The organism is Ferdinandcohnia sp. QZ13, assembly GCF_031324165.1.
Taxonomy (GTDB): Bacteria; Bacillota; Bacilli; order Bacillales; family Bacillaceae_L; genus Ferdinandcohnia.
Genome location: NZ_JAVIVW010000015.1, coordinates 582,890 through 599,564, shown reverse-complemented (window position 1 = coordinate 599,564; position 16,675 = coordinate 582,890). Strand labels below are relative to the sequence as shown.

Annotated in this window: 13 protein-coding genes; 12 read left to right on the top strand and 1 reads right to left on the bottom strand. The window is 37.6% G+C overall.

Translation table 11 applies throughout. The features are described from left to right. Positions 1 to 18: 18 nt before the first annotated feature. The 6 genes from leuB (at position 19) to clpX (ending at position 7,572) form a co-directional block, all read left to right on the top strand. Positions 19 to 1,131 (top strand): 3-isopropylmalate dehydrogenase, encoded by a 1,113-nt coding sequence (leuB, locus tag RGU12_RS16665; RefSeq protein WP_309537062.1) that lies wholly within the window; start codon positions 19 to 21, stop codon positions 1,129 to 1,131. A 98-nt stretch (positions 1,132 to 1,229) separates the two neighbouring features. After that, the gene (gene leuC, locus RGU12_RS16660) at positions 1,230 to 2,657 is read left to right on the top strand and encodes a 3-isopropylmalate dehydratase large subunit (RefSeq protein ID WP_309537061.1); all 1,428 of its coding nucleotides are present in this window, start codon (positions 1,230 to 1,232) and stop codon (positions 2,655 to 2,657) included. 2 nt (positions 2,658 to 2,659) lie between these two features. After that, positions 2,660 to 3,247: a 3-isopropylmalate dehydratase small subunit gene (gene leuD, locus RGU12_RS16655; protein ID WP_309537060.1), complete on the top strand. Its 588-nt coding sequence runs from the start codon at positions 2,660 to 2,662 to the stop codon at positions 3,245 to 3,247. A 131-nt stretch (positions 3,248 to 3,378) separates the two neighbouring features. Beyond that, positions 3,379 to 4,407, top strand: coding sequence for a tetratricopeptide repeat protein (locus RGU12_RS16650; protein WP_309537059.1), 1,029 nt, complete (start codon positions 3,379 to 3,381; stop codon positions 4,405 to 4,407). A 205-nt stretch (positions 4,408 to 4,612) separates the two neighbouring features. Next, a complete protein-coding gene (gene tig / locus RGU12_RS16645; protein WP_309537058.1) occupies positions 4,613 to 5,899 on the top strand; it encodes a trigger factor in 1,287 nt (428 codons plus the stop codon). 410 nt (positions 5,900 to 6,309) lie between these two features. After that, positions 6,310 to 7,572 (top strand): ATP-dependent protease ATP-binding subunit ClpX, encoded by a 1,263-nt coding sequence (clpX, locus tag RGU12_RS16640; protein ID WP_116351670.1) that lies wholly within the window; start codon positions 6,310 to 6,312, stop codon positions 7,570 to 7,572. A gap of 40 nt (positions 7,573 to 7,612) precedes the next feature. Here clpX and RGU12_RS16635 read toward each other — a convergent pair whose 3' ends face one another. Continuing rightward, positions 7,613 to 9,085, bottom strand: a complete 1,473-nt coding sequence (locus tag RGU12_RS16635; protein WP_309537057.1) for a VWA domain-containing protein — start codon at positions 9,083 to 9,085, stop codon at positions 7,613 to 7,615. Between the two features lie 246 nt (positions 9,086 to 9,331). Here RGU12_RS16635 and lonB point away from each other — a divergent pair, with 246 nt between their 5' ends. The 6 genes from lonB to RGU12_RS16605 all read left to right on the top strand — a co-directional run bounded on the left by lonB (position 9,332) and on the right by RGU12_RS16605 (position 16,570). Further along, a complete protein-coding gene (gene lonB, locus RGU12_RS16630; RefSeq protein WP_309537056.1) occupies positions 9,332 to 11,002 on the top strand; it encodes an ATP-dependent protease LonB in 1,671 nt (556 codons plus the stop codon). Positions 11,003 to 11,170: 168 nt separating this feature from the next. After that, a complete protein-coding gene (gene lon, locus RGU12_RS16625) occupies positions 11,171 to 13,495 on the top strand; it encodes an endopeptidase La (RefSeq protein WP_309537055.1) in 2,325 nt (774 codons plus the stop codon). Next, positions 13,492 to 14,073: a ribosome biogenesis GTP-binding protein YihA/YsxC gene (gene yihA, locus RGU12_RS16620; protein WP_309537054.1), complete on the top strand. Its 582-nt coding sequence runs from the start codon at positions 13,492 to 13,494 to the stop codon at positions 14,071 to 14,073. The genes lon and yihA overlap by 4 nt, the downstream gene beginning before the upstream one ends. A gap of 212 nt (positions 14,074 to 14,285) precedes the next feature. Further along, the gene (locus tag RGU12_RS16615; RefSeq protein ID WP_309537053.1) at positions 14,286 to 15,068 is read left to right on the top strand and encodes a transporter substrate-binding domain-containing protein; all 783 of its coding nucleotides are present in this window, start codon (positions 14,286 to 14,288) and stop codon (positions 15,066 to 15,068) included. Between the two features lie 86 nt (positions 15,069 to 15,154). Continuing rightward, positions 15,155 to 15,817: an amino acid ABC transporter permease gene (locus RGU12_RS16610; protein ID WP_309537052.1), complete on the top strand. Its 663-nt coding sequence runs from the start codon at positions 15,155 to 15,157 to the stop codon at positions 15,815 to 15,817. A gap of 15 nt (positions 15,818 to 15,832) precedes the next feature. Further along, positions 15,833 to 16,570, top strand: a complete 738-nt coding sequence (locus RGU12_RS16605; protein ID WP_309537051.1) for an amino acid ABC transporter ATP-binding protein — start codon at positions 15,833 to 15,835, stop codon at positions 16,568 to 16,570. The last annotated feature ends 105 nt before the right edge of the window (positions 16,571 to 16,675 follow it).

Sequence of the window (16,675 nt, the reverse complement as noted above, 5' to 3'; positions counted from 1 at the left end):
TAAAGAGGAGGAGTCAGAATGAAGAAAAGTATTGCCGTACTTCGTGGTGATGGCGTAGGGAAAGAAGTGACTAAAGGGGCAATCGAAGTGTTGAAGGCTATTGCTGACCAATACAATCATGAGTTTACATTTCAACACGCTTTAATAGGTGGTGTGGCTATAGACACTGAAGGCACTCCTCTACCAGCAGAAACACTGGAAGTATGTAAACAAAGTGATGCGGTATTACTAGGGGCAGTTGGAGGTCCTAAGTGGGATAAAAACCCTCCACATTTACGTCCTGAAAAGGGTTTATTACAAATTCGAAAAGCGTTGAATTTATATGCCAATGTAAGACCTGTAACTTGTTTTAATAGCTTGCTGGATGCGTCTCCTCTCAAGCAAGAAGTCATCGAAAATGCTGACTTTGTGATTGTAAGGGAGCTTACTGGTGGACTTTATTTTGGAAAGCCAAGCGGAAGAAGAATAGAGGATGGAGAAGAAGCTGCTGTTGACACTCTATCCTACAAGCGTTCAGAAATGAAACGTATTATTGAAAAAGCATTTGAAATGGCAATGTCAAGAAAGAAGAAAGTAACTTCTGTTGACAAAGCAAATGTATTGGAATCTAGCAGAATGTGGCGTGAGGTTGCTGAAGAGGTAGCTGTTGATTATCCAGAAGTAACGCTAGAGCATATGCTTGTGGATAACGCAGCGATGCAACTAATTCGAAATCCAAGACAATTTGATGTCATCGTCACTGAGAATATGTTTGGGGATATTTTAAGTGATGAAGCATCAATGCTTACAGGATCGCTTGGAATGCTTCCTTCAGCGAGTTTATCAACAGATGGACCAAGTCTATTTGAACCAATCCACGGTTCTGCACCAGATATAGCTGGGAAGGATATTGCCAATCCAATCGCAACCATTTTATCAGCAGCAATGCTTTTACGCTTATCCTTTGGATTAGAAGAAGAAGCGAGAGCTGTAGAAAAAGCGGTAGATGAAGTGTTAGCGGCTGGTTACCGGACTGCAGATATTGCTGATTCTCAACAAAGAGCAATGTCAACAACTGAAATGGTGGAAAAAATTAAAGAGGCCTTAGTTGAAGACGGGGCGATTTCTAATATTATGTCTGCTTATGCATAAGCTTTCTTTTTAGAATTGCATAGCATGACCCACTAGATAGCTCGGTATATACCGAGCTTGTCTTTTCAAATAAGAGAAAAAGGAGGAGGAAGATACGAATGGCACCGAAAACAATTATTGAAAAAATCTGGGATCAACACGTAATCAATCACGAAGAGGGGAAGCCAAGTCTTCTGTATATTGACCTACACCTTGTCCATGAAGTAACTTCTCCGCAAGCCTTTGAAGGATTACGTTTGAAGAATAGAAAAGTGAGAAGACCTGATTTAACGTTTGCAACAATGGACCATAACGTACCTACAACAAGCGATCGTTTCCAAACAAAGGATGAAATTGCAGCAAAACAAATGAGTGCGTTAGAAAAAAACTGTAAGGAATTCAATGTTCCTCTAGCAGACCTTTACAGCCCTGAACAAGGAATTGTTCACGTAATTGGACCTGAACTTGGATTAACACAACCAGGTAAAACGATTGTATGTGGGGATAGTCATACATCTACACATGGTGCATTTGGAGCTTTAGCGTTTGGAATTGGGACAAGTGAGGTTGAACATGTTCTTGCAACTCAAACTTTATGGCAACAAAAACCTAAAACCATGCAAGTAAATGTTGTAGGAAATCTATCTCCAGGTGTTTATGCTAAGGATGTTATTTTATCGATTATCCGCAAATTTGGGATTGATTTTGGAACGGGACATGTAATTGAATATACGGGTGAAGCGATTCGAAAGATGTCCATGGAAGAAAGAATGACCATTTGTAATATGTCCATCGAAGGCGGAGCAAAAGCTGGGTTAATTAGCCCAGATGAAACGACATTCTCATACCTAAAAGGAAGAAAACATAGCCCAGATGGTGCTGGATTCGACGCAGCCGTTGAAAGATGGAAGCAACTTGCAACTGACGAAGGTGCCGTTTTCGATACTGTTCTAGAAATTCATGCGGATGAAATTTTACCAACTGTTACATGGGGTACAAACCCATCTATGAGTGTAACAATTGATGACACAGTTCCATTCCCTGAGGATTTTAAAAGGGACGTTGACAGAAAATCTGCAGAGCGTGCTTATGAATATATGGAACTAGCTCCAGGAACTCCAATTAGCGAAATTGAAATTCAGCATGTATTTATTGGTTCGTGTACGAATTCGCGAATTGGAGATTTACGTGAAGCGGCAGACATTATACGTGGACAAAAAGTATCTCCTAAAGTGCGTGCTTTAGTCGTGCCAGGCTCACAACAAGTAAAGCTACAAGCAGAAAAAGAAGGTCTTGCAGATATATTTCGTGAAGCTGGCTTTGAATGGCGCGATGCCGGCTGTAGCATGTGCTTAAGTATGAACCCCGACGTAGTACCAGCAGGTGAAAGATGTGCTTCTACATCGAATCGTAACTTTGAAGGACGACAAGGTAAGGGTGCTCGGACACACTTGGTAAGTCCGGCAATGGCGGCAGCAGCAGCGATTTATGGAAAATTCGTAGATGTTCGTAAACTTCAAAAAGTAGCAACTGGAGAGGAGGCATAAACATGGAACCATTTATCACACATACAGGTAAAGTTGCTGGAATGGATCGAAACAATGTCGATACAGATCAAATCATTCCAAAGCAATTTTTAAAGAGTATTGAAAGAACAGGGTTTGGAAAATATGCCTTTTTCGATTGGCGCTTTGAAGCAGATGGAAGTCCAAATCCCAATTTTGAATTAAACCGAAAAGAAAACGAAGGTGCATCCATTCTTGTAGTAAACGAAAACTTTGGGTGTGGTTCTTCACGTGAGCATGCGCCATGGGCATTACAAGACTATGGATTTAAAGCTATACTAGCTCCTTCTTTAGCAGATATTTTCTATAATAACTGCTTAAAGAACGGAATGCTTCCAATTGTTCTAGAAAAAAGTGTAATCGAGTATCTATTAAAAGAAGCCAATGATGCTCATTTTGAATGTACGATTTCTTTAGAAGAACAAACCATTGTCGATTCAAAAGGCTTCCAAACAGAATTCACAATTGATTCCTATTGGAAGGAAATGTTGATCAATGGTTGGGATGAAATTGATAAAACACTTTCCTACGAGCAGCAAATTAAGGAACATGAACTTAAAACAGCCAACTAAAAATATAGACAAAGCCATTTTCGGCTTTGTCTATATTTTTGGAATCTAGCAAGCCACCCTATTGTTTTCTCCTTTTTTCATTGTTAAACTTAAAACTCAAGAAAAAAACGAGTTTGGGGTTGGAAAACTCTATGGATAAGCAAAATAAAGATAAAAAACAAGAAAAAATTATTCCTTTTCCTAAGCTTAAAGAAAGACTGATGGAAAAAGGACTTGAAGCTTTATCTAGTAAAAAATTTAACGAGGCTCTAGCATTATTGGAACAGGCAAAAGAGCTTGAAAAAGGTAACCACGAAATTGAACTAGGCATTGTCATTTGTCTTTTTGAATTGGGAGAATTGGAGCAGGCAAAAGATAGTTGTTTAATGATGTTAAAAGAGGATGTCGGGGATTATTTTCACGTTCTTCAAATTTATGTAACAATCTTGATCCAGCTCGGACAATATGATGAAGTCAAATCAACGATTGAGGCGGTGCTTGACGAAGATGCAGTTCCACCTGAGTATTTGGACCATTTAACTCAGTTACTCGAGCTAAGTAAACGAATGCTTGTTGCAGATGGGGTGGAAAAAGAAGCTGAATATGTGAACAGGGATGTGGAGGAGGAGCTTCAAAACGTCTTATATAATGAAGGAATAGTTGGAAAACAAATCGCCACTATTCAATCCTTGAAGGAATTAAATATAAGAAAATACCTCGATATGCTCATTCCATTTCTTGTGATACCTGAGAACCATCCAATTGTAAAAACCATCATCATGCAGTTGCTTGTTACAAATCAGGTGGATCTTGAGGTAGAGGTAGAGAAATTCGGTGAAACAATAAAGGTAAACCCTAAAAATCTTGTTGATCCATCGATGTCTCCATTCACCATTCGGGTTCTATCCATTTTAGAAGAACAATTGGAAAACGAGAATCCTACCCTTTACGAAATGGCAAAAGAAATTTGGCTAAGACATCTTTTTGTACTCTATCCATTCACTTTGGAGGAAGAGGAACCTTCAAAGTATGCAGCAACTTTACATTTATATAGTGCAGAATTGCATGGAATGGAGATTGAGAATCAAACACTTGAGCAAATCTATGGAGTAAATCTTTTTGAACTAAAACAAACCTTGGACAAACTAGAAAAGGTAGAACGATTTTCTTATATTGAATAAATAAAAGAATCTCGAAATTTTATAATGTAGCATAGTTGGGTAAACTTTCTAACAATATAATCATTTTCTATATGTTGAAAGGTGACCATTCTGTGTTATAATGTAATGGTTGTAAAATGCTAGTTTACCGACATATGGTAATAGTTAATCCAATTTACATATCGGAAAAAATAGTTAGTAAATAGATAGTTGGAGGGAAAGAATTATGTCTGCAAAGTGGGAAAAATTAGAAGGAAACCAAGGTGTCTTAACTATAGAAGTTGACGCTGAAACATTTAACAAAGGACTTGACGATGCATTTAAAAAGGTAGTTAAGCAAGTGAACGTACCTGGATTCCGTAAGGGAAAAATGCCTCGTGGAATGTTTGAAAAGCGTTTTGGTGTTGAATCATTATACCAAGATGCATTAGATATCATTCTTCCAGATGCATATGAAAATGCAATCAAAGAAACTGGAATTGAGCCAGTTGACCGTCCAGAAGTTGACGTTGAGCAAATCGAAAAAGGTAAAAACCTTATTTTCACTGCAAAAGTTACAGTTAAACCAGAAGTTAAACTTGGCGACTATAAAGGTCTAGAAGTGGAAAAACTTGACGATACAGTAACTGACGAAGAAGTAGATGCAGAAATCAAGCAATTACAAGAGCGTAATGCAGAACTAGTTGTAAAAGAAGAAGGTACTGTAGAAAATGGCGACACTGTAGTACTTGATTTCGAAGGTTTCGTTGATGGAGAAGCGTTCGAAGGTGGAAAAGCTGAGAACTATTCATTAGAAATTGGTTCTGGTTCATTCATCCCAGGTTTCGAAGAGCAATTAGTTGGAATAGCTGCTGGAGCTGAAAAAGACGTTGAAGTTACATTCCCTGAAGAGTACCATGCTGAAAATCTAGCAGGAAAGCCAGCTACATTTAAAGTAAAGGTTCATGAAATCAAAGGAAAAGTACTTCCTGAATTAGATGATGAGTTTGCAAAAGATGTTGACGATGAAGTGGAAACATTAGATGAGTTAAAAGCGAAAACAAGAACTCGTTTAGAAGAAACTAAGAAACAAGATGCTGAAAATAGCCTTAAAGACACATTAATCGAAAAAGCATCTGAAAATGCAGAAATCGATATTCCAGAGGCAATGATTAACACTGAATTAGACCGTATGCTTCGTGAATTCGAACAACGTCTGCAAATGCAAGGTATGAATCTTGACCTTTACTTCCAATTCTCAGGCCAAGACGAAAATGCGTTACGTGAACAGATGAAAGAAGATGCTGGTAAGCGCGTACGTGTTAACTTAACTTTAGAAGCAATTGCAAAAGCTGAAAACATCGAAGTTTCTGAAGAAGAAATTAATGCAGAGCTTGAAAATATGTCTACTATGTACGGAGTATCTGCTGACCAACTTAAGCAAATGCTTGGTGGCATCGATGGAGTTAAAGAGGATTTAAAAATAAGAAAAGCAATCGATTTTCTTGTAGAAAATAGCAAAAGTGTTGCATAATATTAAATAAGGGAATATCAAGGCGCGATATGATCGTGCCTTGTTTTATACCCAAAACATGGAAGTAGTACATACAATAGGCTGTTGGTAGTAGTTTTATTCTAACGAATCTGGGAACACTTAAAAGGAGGGCAAAGTTCACACGTTTCACTAGGCGTTTTCCAACCCAAAACATACTTACATAATATGCATGAGAGTTATTTATTACCTATTTGAAGAAGAAATATGGTACAATGTGCAATACATAACGATTTAGAATTATCGAACTGATGGTATGGGGCCTCAGTTCAAGCCAGACTGCTTAAAGATAAAGGTGTACGAGATGCGAAGGACGAAGAGATCCGATGATAATCGATACCGAAAGAATTTTGGCTTATTGTAGAGAGAAGAAACTAATAAGGGGTGACATAATGTTTAAATTTAACGATGAAAAAGGGCAACTTAAGTGTTCTTTTTGTGGTAAAACACAAGATCAGGTCCGTAAGTTAGTTGCAGGACCTGGTGTTTATATATGCGATGAATGTATCGAACTATGTACTGAAATCGTGGAAGAAGAATTAGGTACTGAAGAAGAAGTTGAATTCAAAGACGTACCAAAACCAAAAGAAATTAGAGAAATATTAGATGAATATGTGATTGGTCAAGACTCAGCCAAGAAATCCTTAGCGGTTGCTGTGTATAACCACTATAAACGTATTAATTCAAACAGCAAAATTGATGATGTTGAATTGTCAAAGAGTAATATTTGTATGATTGGGCCAACTGGTAGTGGTAAAACATTACTTGCTCAAACATTAGCTCGTATTTTAAATGTGCCATTTGCGATTGCAGACGCTACTTCTTTAACAGAGGCTGGATATGTTGGTGAAGATGTAGAAAACATTCTTTTAAAGCTCATCCAAGCTGCTGATTATGATGTGGAAAAAGCAGAAAAAGGCATTATTTATATCGACGAAATTGATAAGGTAGCACGTAAATCGGAAAACCCATCGATCACAAGGGATGTTTCCGGTGAAGGTGTTCAGCAAGCCCTTTTAAAAATTCTTGAAGGAACAGTGGCGAGTGTACCTCCACAAGGTGGAAGAAAGCATCCGCACCAAGAATTTATTCAAATCGATACGACAAATATTTTGTTTATTTGTGGTGGAGCATTTGATGGGATTGAACAAATCATTAAGCGTCGTCTTGGTAAAAAAGTAATTGGATTTGGTTCTAACGTTGTGGAAGAAGATTTAGACCAAAAATCCTTACTTTCAAGATCATTGCCAGAAGATTTATTAAAGTTTGGTTTAATTCCTGAATTTATTGGTCGTCTTCCAGTAATTGCAAGCCTCGAGCCTCTTGACGAGGATGCATTGGTTGAAATTTTAACTAAGCCTAAAAATGCCCTAGTGAAGCAATATCAAAAAATGCTTGAGTTAGATGAAGTTGAACTAGATTTCGAAGAAGATGCCCTTAAAGAAATTGCGAAAAAAGCAATTGAACGTAAAACAGGAGCACGTGGTTTACGTTCCATTATTGAAGGAATCATGCTTGATGTGATGTTTGATCTACCATCAAGAGACGATATTAAAAAATGTATTATTACAGCAGAAACAGTTTCAAAAAATACAACTCCAAAGCTTCTATTGGATGATGGAACAGTAGTTGAAAATACAGAAATCTCAGCATAACACGAAAATCCCGAGGTATCATGTGACCTCGGGATTTTTATTATTGAGATTTCCGTAATTCATTCATACGTTGTGTCCAGTTGTTTACTTTTTGTATAATTTTCTGACGTTCAACCTCTGCTTTTTTACGGTTTTCTGTACTTAATTCATTTTTTAGTTCAGCACTTAGGTTCCATTTTTTATCTACCGCTTTTATTAATGTATCATATGTTTCAGGTGTAATCATATTTTCAGAGCGCATGATCTGCAAAGCAGAGATGAATCTACTTCTTTCATTGGTTGCTGCATAGTAAAAATGGCCTGCTAATTTTTCTCTGTCTCTCATCGCATCATTCATTTGACCCCAATGCTTAATAAGGGAATTGGATTTACTCATTATTTCTTGAAAAGAAGGTACCCATTTGTTTGTAATCGAATTATCAAGCTCTTCAATTGTTTTTGCGGAAATATACTCCCCGTTTCCAGCACTTGCAACGTCTTTAAGCTGATTTTCACTCTCAGCATCTACATCAAACCCAATTATATTAACGGCCCGATTAGATTGTCTGTCAGCGAATGCTTTTGCAGTTGCAACAGGGTCCCCATCACAAGTTTCGATACCATCACTAATGATGTATAATGTCACATTATTGGACGAGTTTTCAGTTTTTTTAAGTACAAAATCAATTGCACTTGCAAGGGGTGTCCATCCCCTTGCCTGTACCGTATTTACTGCTTCTGAAAAAGCTTCCGGGTTAAATTTTTGAAGGGGATATACCTCTTCTATTTTTGAACAAGAAAGCTGTTTATCTTTTTCCTGATTCGAACCAGTATGTCCATAGACAACTAGTGAAATATCTTTTTCGTTTCCTACTGTTGCAGCAAAACGACTTGCTGCTCTCTTTGCAATATGCATTTTCTGCATTCCCTCAACTTTACCATACATACTTCCACTTGCATCAAGTAAAATATATACTTCACTTGGGGCTAGAGCTGTCTCTTCTAATCCACTTTGCATCTCTTCCGGTTCTGGAAGATAGGGTTCATACCAAGTGATACCGAAATCTTTAATTTCTGAAATTGAACGATTAAAGGCATTGCTTCCAAGATAATAATGTAAGGCTTTTAATATGTCTGTGGGCTCGTTTGTTTCGGATGTAAATGCCGCAAGTTTATTTGTTAACTCCTCCTCATAATTCCCAAGTCCAAAGTTTCCCCACATCTGCTTTGTTTCTTCTTCAAACGGAATATCTAATGTAAAAATCCCGGGGGTTTGCTCCTTAAAACCATCTAAAGAGTCGGGGATGATAATGTTTCTAATTTCTTCGATTTCTTTTTCATCAATTGTATTTTCAGAGTCCTTTTCTTCAACCTGAGCGATTGTTTTAGTATCCTTGTCTGTAGCTGTTTCGGGTTCTTTTTTATGAAGCTCCTGTTCTTGTGAGGAATCGTGTGGCTTCATCTCTTTTTCTGAACAACCACCGATAATAAGAAAAGATGCTGTAATAGTTGCCAGTATCCATTTTTTATCCATATTTTCCCTCCTTAATTATGCACAATATATATCTTACAGATAATCAGTATTTTTTAAATAGTTCAAAATTACTAGATGAAATTACATTTTTTGTATGAATTTGTTTTTTGTTAATGGATAATAGTATTTTCATGTAACATATATAACAAAATGGCTTTTCAAAAATCCTTCAAAACTGGTTTATTCCACCTTTACTCAGGAGATAATAGCTGATAGTAGTCTATATTTGCGAGCAGGAGGAATAATATGAGTTGGACAGGTATAGTTTTATTCGTACAGCTATTTTTTGGAGTGATTATCGGGCTTTATTTTTGGAATCTCCTTAAAAACCAACGAACTCAAAAGGTATCTATAGATAAAGAGTCTAGAAAAGAAATGGAGCAGCTTCGGAAAATGAGATCCATTTCCTTAACAGAGCCTCTAGCTGAGCGAGTAAGACCAACTAGTTTTGCAGATATCGTTGGCCAAGAGGATGGCATTAAGTCATTAAAGGCCGCACTATGTGGCCCGAATCCTCAGCATGTCATCATTTATGGACCGCCTGGAGTAGGGAAAACAGCCGCTGCTCGACTAGTAATGGAGGAAGCAAAACGAAATTCAAAGTCTCCATTTAAGCAGTCAGCTGTTTTTGTAGAATTGGACGCAACAACTGCAAGATTTGATGAACGTGGAATCGCTGATCCTTTAATTGGTTCTGTTCATGATCCGATTTATCAAGGTGCAGGTGCAATGGGGCAAGCCGGTATCCCTCAGCCAAAGCCGGGTGCTGTGACACATGCACATGGCGGTGTCTTATTTATCGATGAAATTGGAGAGCTTCATCCGATTCAAATGAATAAAATGCTTAAAGTGCTTGAGGATCGTAAGGTATTTCTTGAAAGTGCTTATTACAGTGAGGAAAATACCCAAATCCCCACACATATTCATGATATTTTTAAAAATGGATTGCCGGCTGATTTCCGGATGATTGGTGCAACAACAAGGACACCAAATGAACTCCCACCTGCCATACGGTCGCGCTGTCTAGAGGTCTTTTTCCGTGAATTGGATCAGGATGAATTAGCTGTCGTAACAAGAAAAGCGCTTGAAAAAGTGAGTATGCAAGCAACGGAGAAAGGAATTGCTACACTTGCATCCTATGCACGTAATGGACGTGAAGTCGTCAACATGGTTCAAATCGCAGCGGGTATTGCGATTTCGGAGGATCGGAATTTTATAAAGGATGAAGATATTGAATGGGTACTCCATTCCAGCCAGTTAACCCCACGTTATGAAAAAAAGATTTATCCAAGTGCGCGAGTTGGACTTGTAAATGGTTTAGCGGTTTATGGACCAAATACAGGTGCCCTGTTAGAAATTGAGGTAACTGTGATTCCTGCTAAAGATAAAGGAACAATTAACATAACGGGTATAGTGGAAGAAGAAAGTATTGGAGACCGCGGAAAATCAGTTAGAAGAAAAAGTATGGCAAAAGGTTCGATTGAGAATGTGATTACAGTCCTTCGTTCGATGGGTGTGCCTGCGCACGATTACGATATCCATGTTAACTTCCCGGGTGGAATTCCAATCGATGGTCCATCTGCTGGTATTGCGATGGCTACAGGAATTTATTCCGCGATACATAAGTTTCCAGTAGATCATAAGGTTGCTATGACTGGGGAAATCAGTATTCATGGGAATGTAAAACCGATTGGTGGCGTTGTGCCAAAGATAAAGGCAGCAAAACAAGCTGGCGCTAAGAAGGTCATTATCCCAGAAGAGAATATGCAATCCATCTTAAAGGACATTGAAGGGATTGAGATTATTCCGGTTACAAATCTTGAAGAGGTTTTTGAAATTGCAATTGAAACACCTGAACGACAAAAGCAATCCATCATCCCTGCATCAACAAATTATTCAAAGACAGAATCGGTCTAAAACCAAAACAGTTTAAAATAGAAAGACTTCGACATACTAAAAAGGAGCGTCGAAGTCTTTTATATTTCTATTTTGTAAAAGAAAAAACCACTAAAATAGACACTAGCTTTTAAATAAGATAAAATTTACATTTAAGAACTATATTTATTCAATTTTGAGGTGTTAGCAATGACAAGAAAAAAAGAAATCATTGTTCCTCTTTTACCACTTCGCGGATTGCTTGTCTATCCCACAATGGTTTTGCATTTAGATGTTGGCCGTGACAAATCAGTGCAAGCATTGGAGAAAGCAATGGTAGAAGACCATATCATTTTTTTAACTACCCAAAAAGATGTGTCAATTGACGATCCAACTAAGGATGATATTTATAACATAGGAACATTAACACAAGTAAAGCAAATGCTTAAGCTCCCAAATGGAACAATACGTGTATTAGTTGAAGGACTTTACCGTGCTGAAATGAAAGAAATCTATGACAATGATAGCTATTATTCAGTGAGAGTCAAAACATTTGAAGAAGACGAAACAAAGGATGTTGAAACAGAAGCACTCATGCGTATGATGCTAGAGTATTTCGAACAGTACATAAAGCTTTCAAAGAAAATATCAACTGAAACATACACTTCTGTAACTGACATTGAAGAACCAGGAAGAATGGCAGATATCATTGCTTCTCATATTCCTCTTAAACTTCAGGAGAAACAAGATATTCTTGAAACGCTTGATGTGCGTGAGAGAATGAATAAAGTGATTACGATCATTAATAATGAAAAAGAAGTCTTAAGTCTCGAAAAGAAGATTGGTCAACGTGTCAAGCGTTCAATGGAAAGAACTCAAAAAGAATATTATCTTCGTGAGCAAATGAAGGCAATTCAAAAGGAACTAGGGGACAAAGAAGGGAAAACGGGTGAAGTATCCTCTCTTAGAGAAAAAATTGAAGCAGTAGGTATGCCTGACCATGTAAAGGAAGTAGCATTAAAGGAACTTGATCGCTACGAAAAAATCCCCCAAACATCTGCGGAAAGTGCAGTAATTCGAAATTATATAGAATGGCTTTTAGCATTGCCGTGGACAAATGCGACGGAAGACCGTCTAGATATTCATCGCGCGGAAGAAATTCTTGAGAAAGACCACTTTGGACTTGAAAAGGTGAAAGAAAGAGTTCTTGAATATTTAGCTGTCCAACAGTTAACCAATTCCTTAAAGGGACCAATTTTATGTTTAGCTGGACCTCCTGGGGTCGGGAAAACATCATTAGCTAGATCGGTGGCAAAATCACTTGGCCGAAATTTCGTACGAATTTCGCTTGGAGGTGTTCGTGATGAATCTGAAATCCGTGGACATCGGAGAACATATGTCGGTGCAATGCCGGGCCGAATAATTCAAGGGATGAAAAAGGCAGGTACAATCAATCCAGTCTTTTTATTAGATGAAATTGATAAAATGTCGAATGATTTTAGAGGAGATCCATCATCAGCTATGCTTGAAGTATTGGATCCTGAACAAAACTTCAATTTTAGTGATCATTTTATTGAAGAGCCTTATGATTTATCAAAGGTTATGTTTATTGCGACGGCAAATAATTTAGCGACAATTCCTGGACCGCTTCGAGATCGTATGGAAATTATCACAATCGCTGGTTATACGGAGCTTGAAAAGGTTCATATTGCCAAAGATCATTTATTACCTAAGCAGCTTACAGAACATGGATTAACAAAAGGGAAACTGCAAATGCGAGAAGATGCCCTGTTAAACATCATCCGCTATTACACGAGAGAAGCGGGTGTTCGTGGGCTTGAACGTCAAATTGCAAAAATCTGTCGCAAGGTTGCTAAAATTATTGTTTCCGGTGAAAAGAAACGTGTTGTTATCACGGACAAAAATGTCGTTGACTTTTTAGGGAAACAAGTATTCCGCTATGGTCAAGCAGAAATTGAGGATCAAGTGGGTGTAGCTACTGGGCTTGCCTATACAGTATTCGGTGGGGACACACTTTCAATCGAGGTTTCCTTAGCACCGGGTAAAGGAAAGCTTGTGCTAACTGGTAAGCTTGGAGATGTGATGAAGGAATCTGCTCAAGCGGCATTTAGTTATATTCGTTCTAAAGCTGAAGAATTAAAAATTGATCCGGATTTTAATGAAAAAAATGATATCCATATCCACGTTCCAGAAGGTGCTGTGCCTAAGGATGGACCGTCAGCTGGTATTACAATTGCAACTGCCCTTATTTCTGCTTTAACTGGAAGGGCAGTTCGTAAGGAAGTAGGAATGACGGGCGAAATTACGTTAAGAGGACGTGTTCTTCCAATTGGCGGTTTGAAGGAAAAATCACTTAGTGCCCATCGTGCTGGATTAACGAAAATTTTATTTCCAAAGGAAAACGAAAAGGATCTAGAAGATATTCCAGAGAGTGTAAGAGAAGATGTGGAATTTGTTCCGGTTTCCCATTTAGATGAAGTCTTAAAACATGCGTTAGTAGAGGAGAAAAAATGAAAGTAACAAGTGCAGATATCGTAATTAGTGCAGTCAGACCGGAACAATATCCTGAGGGAGATTTACCTGAATTTGCATTAGCAGGACGTTCAAATGTTGGAAAATCATCATTTATTAATAAAATGATCAATCGAAAAGCATTGGCTCGTACATCATCAAAGCCTGGTAAAACACAAACCTTAAACTTTTTTCTAATAAATGAATTATTGTATTTTGTTGATGTTCCAGGCTATGGGTATGCGAAGGTGTCTAAAAAAGAAAGAGAAGCATGGGGAAAAATGATTGAGACTTATTTAACAACCCGTGAACCACTTAAAGCAGTTGTTCTCATTGTTGATTTACGCCACCCACCAACAAATGATGATGTGCTCATGTATGATTTTGCAAAGCATTATGAAATACCAGTTGTCGTCATTGCGACAAAGGCAGATAAAATTCCAAAAGGAAAATGGGATAAACATCTGAAGGTAGTTAGCGAGACACTGGAGCTTGAGCCAGGTGACCATCTCATTAAATTCTCATCAGAAACAGGTTTGGGAAAAGAAGAGGCCTGGACCGTTTTACAATCGTATATGTAATATGAAACACAGCTAAAGCAACCGCTTTGGCTGTTTTTTTTGAGTAATAATGAGGCATGCCGATTCTTTGGGGGTTTTTGGGGAATAAAAAGATTTATTGGTGATTTTACCGATTAGGTTATATGCAAGTGGTTGGACTAATAAAGATATAAGTAAAGACGGGGGACTCTCTACTAAAAAAAATTTAGTAGGATAAAAGGGGGAAAACAGCAGTGAAAAAAAGATTTGGTACTTTATTCGTTTTACTTTTGGTTATCGGTGTTTTAAGTGCTTGTGGCGGTGAAAAATCATCTTCAAACGGGATGAATTTAGTAGAGGATGGAAAATTTACGTTTGCATCTTCGGGTGAATACAATCCATTTAGTGTTACAGATGGCAATGGTGTTATGACAGGTTTTGATATTGATGTGGCAGAGGCAATTGCTAAGGAGCTCAGTCTAGAACCTAATCAAAAGAGGTTTAAATTTAACAGTATTGTAGAGGGTGTGAAGACTGGAAGATTTGATGCTGCAGTAGCTAGTCATACGATAACAGATGAGCGTGCTGAGCATGTTAATTTTTCAACACCTTACTATTATTCAGGACCACAAATATTTGTTAGACCTGATAGTGATGTTCAAAGTCTAGAAGATTTGAAGGATTTGGAAATTGCCGTGTCAAAGGGATCTACATATGCAAAAACGGCACAAGAGGTTACTGGAAACGTGATTCAATATGACAGTGATGTAACAGCATTAGAAGCTTTGGCGATTGGAAAACATGATGCGGTGATTACGGATTTCTTAACAGGGAAAGAAGGAATCGGCAATGGTCTAGAAATTGAAGGTAGGGACATTCTCGGTTTGAGTGAGCAAGCAATTGCTGTTTCAAAGGAAAATGAAGAACTGTTGAAAAAAATCAATGACGCATTAGAAAAGCTTAGAGAAGATGGAACACTGAAAAAAATAAGCGAAAAATACTTCAAAGAAGATATAACTACGAATCCAGAAGAATAAGAACATCATCGAAACGAATGTGTTTTTCCTACGCATTCGTTTCTTTTTCTAAAGGGAGACATTTTTGAAAAAGGAGTTGAGTAAAATTGCCAGAATTAAGTCATATCATTGAGCAATTAATTGAAACGTATCCACTTTTTCTAAAGGGGATGCTTCTAACCTTACAAGTAACGATCGTTGCCGTTTTCATCGCCGTTTTTATCGGTTTGCTTTTTGCATTCTTAAAAATTTCAGCCAAAACCATCTTTGTTAAGATAGCAGATCTGTATATATATTTAGTAAGAGGTACCCCATTAGTCGTTCAAATTTTTGTCTTTTATTTTGGTTTATCTGCTTTAGATATATCGATGTTTTGGTCGGTAACATTAGGATTAGCCTTCCATAACGGTGCATATCTGGCAGAAATTTTTCGAGGTGCTATACAATCGATTGATAGTGGTCAAATGGAGGCTGGACAGTCTTTGGGAATGAGTAGGACCTTAACGATGAGAAGAATTATCCTTCCCCAAGCGTTTCGAAGAGCCTTACCACCTCTTGGAAACCAATTTATTATCGCTTTAAAGGACTCATCCCTAGCCGCATTTATCGGCTTAAATGAGCTATTTAATGTTTCGACAACATTAGGATCGAATAATTTTGACTATATGACATATTTACTCATAGTTGCTATTTATTATTTAATCCTCGTTCTAATCTTTACTATATTAGTTGGTATGCTTGAGAAAAAATTGGCTGCTATCGACAAATAAGGATGGTGAAATGATATGGGAAAAAAGGAAATGATAAAGGTTGTAAATTTAAATAAATCATTTGGTGACCTACATGTGTTAAAAGATATTAACTTGGTCGTTGAAGAAAGTGAAGTTGTTTGTTTAATTGGGGCCAGTGGTTCTGGGAAAAGTACATTACTTCGTTGTTTGAACTTTCTAGAGATAAAGGAAAGTGGAGAAATTATCATTAAAGATGAAAAAATAGAACCAAAAATCCACAATCTAACTGAAATTCGACAAAGAGTTGGCATGGTTTTTCAACATTTTAACCTCTTTCCTCATATGACAGTCCTAGATAATGTCATAGAGGCTCCTACCCAGGTTAAAAAGATTCCAAAACAAGAAGCTGTCAGACAGGCTGAGGAACTACTTGGCAAGGTTGGATTGGCAGATAAGGTGAATGTGTATCCATCTAAATTATCAGGCGGGCAAAAGCAACGTGTTGCTATTGCTAGAGCATTGGCAATGAAACCTGAAATCATGTTATTTGATGAACCAACATCCGCACTTGATCCAGAATTGGTTGGCGAGGTACTTACTACTATGAAGCAATTAGCGAATGAGGGAATGACGATGGTCGTTGTAACCCATGAAATGGGGTTTGCAAGAGAGGTTGCAGACCGTGTTATTTACATGCATGATGGAAAAATAGTCGAGGTGGGGAAACCAAAGGAAATCTTTGAAAATCCAAAAGAACAACGAACAAAGGATTTTCTGAACTCTATTCTATAAGGGAATTTAAGTGCCTCAAAGACCAAAATTTGAGGTGCTTTTTTAATGTAGCTCTTTTCTAAAAGATTGTTGTTATTAACTTAAAAGTTTATTGGTGGTTGTTTT

Coding starts and splice junctions, on each gene's coding strand:
- leuB (WP_309537062.1), top strand. CDS start 19: ATGAAGAAAAGTATTGCCGTACTTCGTGGTGATGGCGTAGGGAAAGAA.
- leuC (WP_309537061.1), top strand. CDS start 1,230: ATGGCACCGAAAACAATTATTGAAAAAATCTGGGATCAACACGTAATC.
- leuD (WP_309537060.1), top strand. CDS start 2,660: ATGGAACCATTTATCACACATACAGGTAAAGTTGCTGGAATGGATCGA.
- RGU12_RS16650 (WP_309537059.1), top strand. CDS start 3,379: ATGGATAAGCAAAATAAAGATAAAAAACAAGAAAAAATTATTCCTTTT.
- tig (WP_309537058.1), top strand. CDS start 4,613: ATGTCTGCAAAGTGGGAAAAATTAGAAGGAAACCAAGGTGTCTTAACT.
- clpX (WP_116351670.1), top strand. CDS start 6,310: ATGTTTAAATTTAACGATGAAAAAGGGCAACTTAAGTGTTCTTTTTGT.
- RGU12_RS16635 (WP_309537057.1), bottom strand. CDS start 9,085: ATGGATAAAAAATGGATACTGGCAACTATTACAGCATCTTTTCTTATT.
- lonB (WP_309537056.1), top strand. CDS start 9,332: ATGAGTTGGACAGGTATAGTTTTATTCGTACAGCTATTTTTTGGAGTG.
- lon (WP_309537055.1), top strand. CDS start 11,171: ATGACAAGAAAAAAAGAAATCATTGTTCCTCTTTTACCACTTCGCGGA.
- yihA (WP_309537054.1), top strand. CDS start 13,492: ATGAAAGTAACAAGTGCAGATATCGTAATTAGTGCAGTCAGACCGGAA.
- RGU12_RS16605 (WP_309537051.1), top strand. CDS start 15,833: ATGGGAAAAAAGGAAATGATAAAGGTTGTAAATTTAAATAAATCATTT.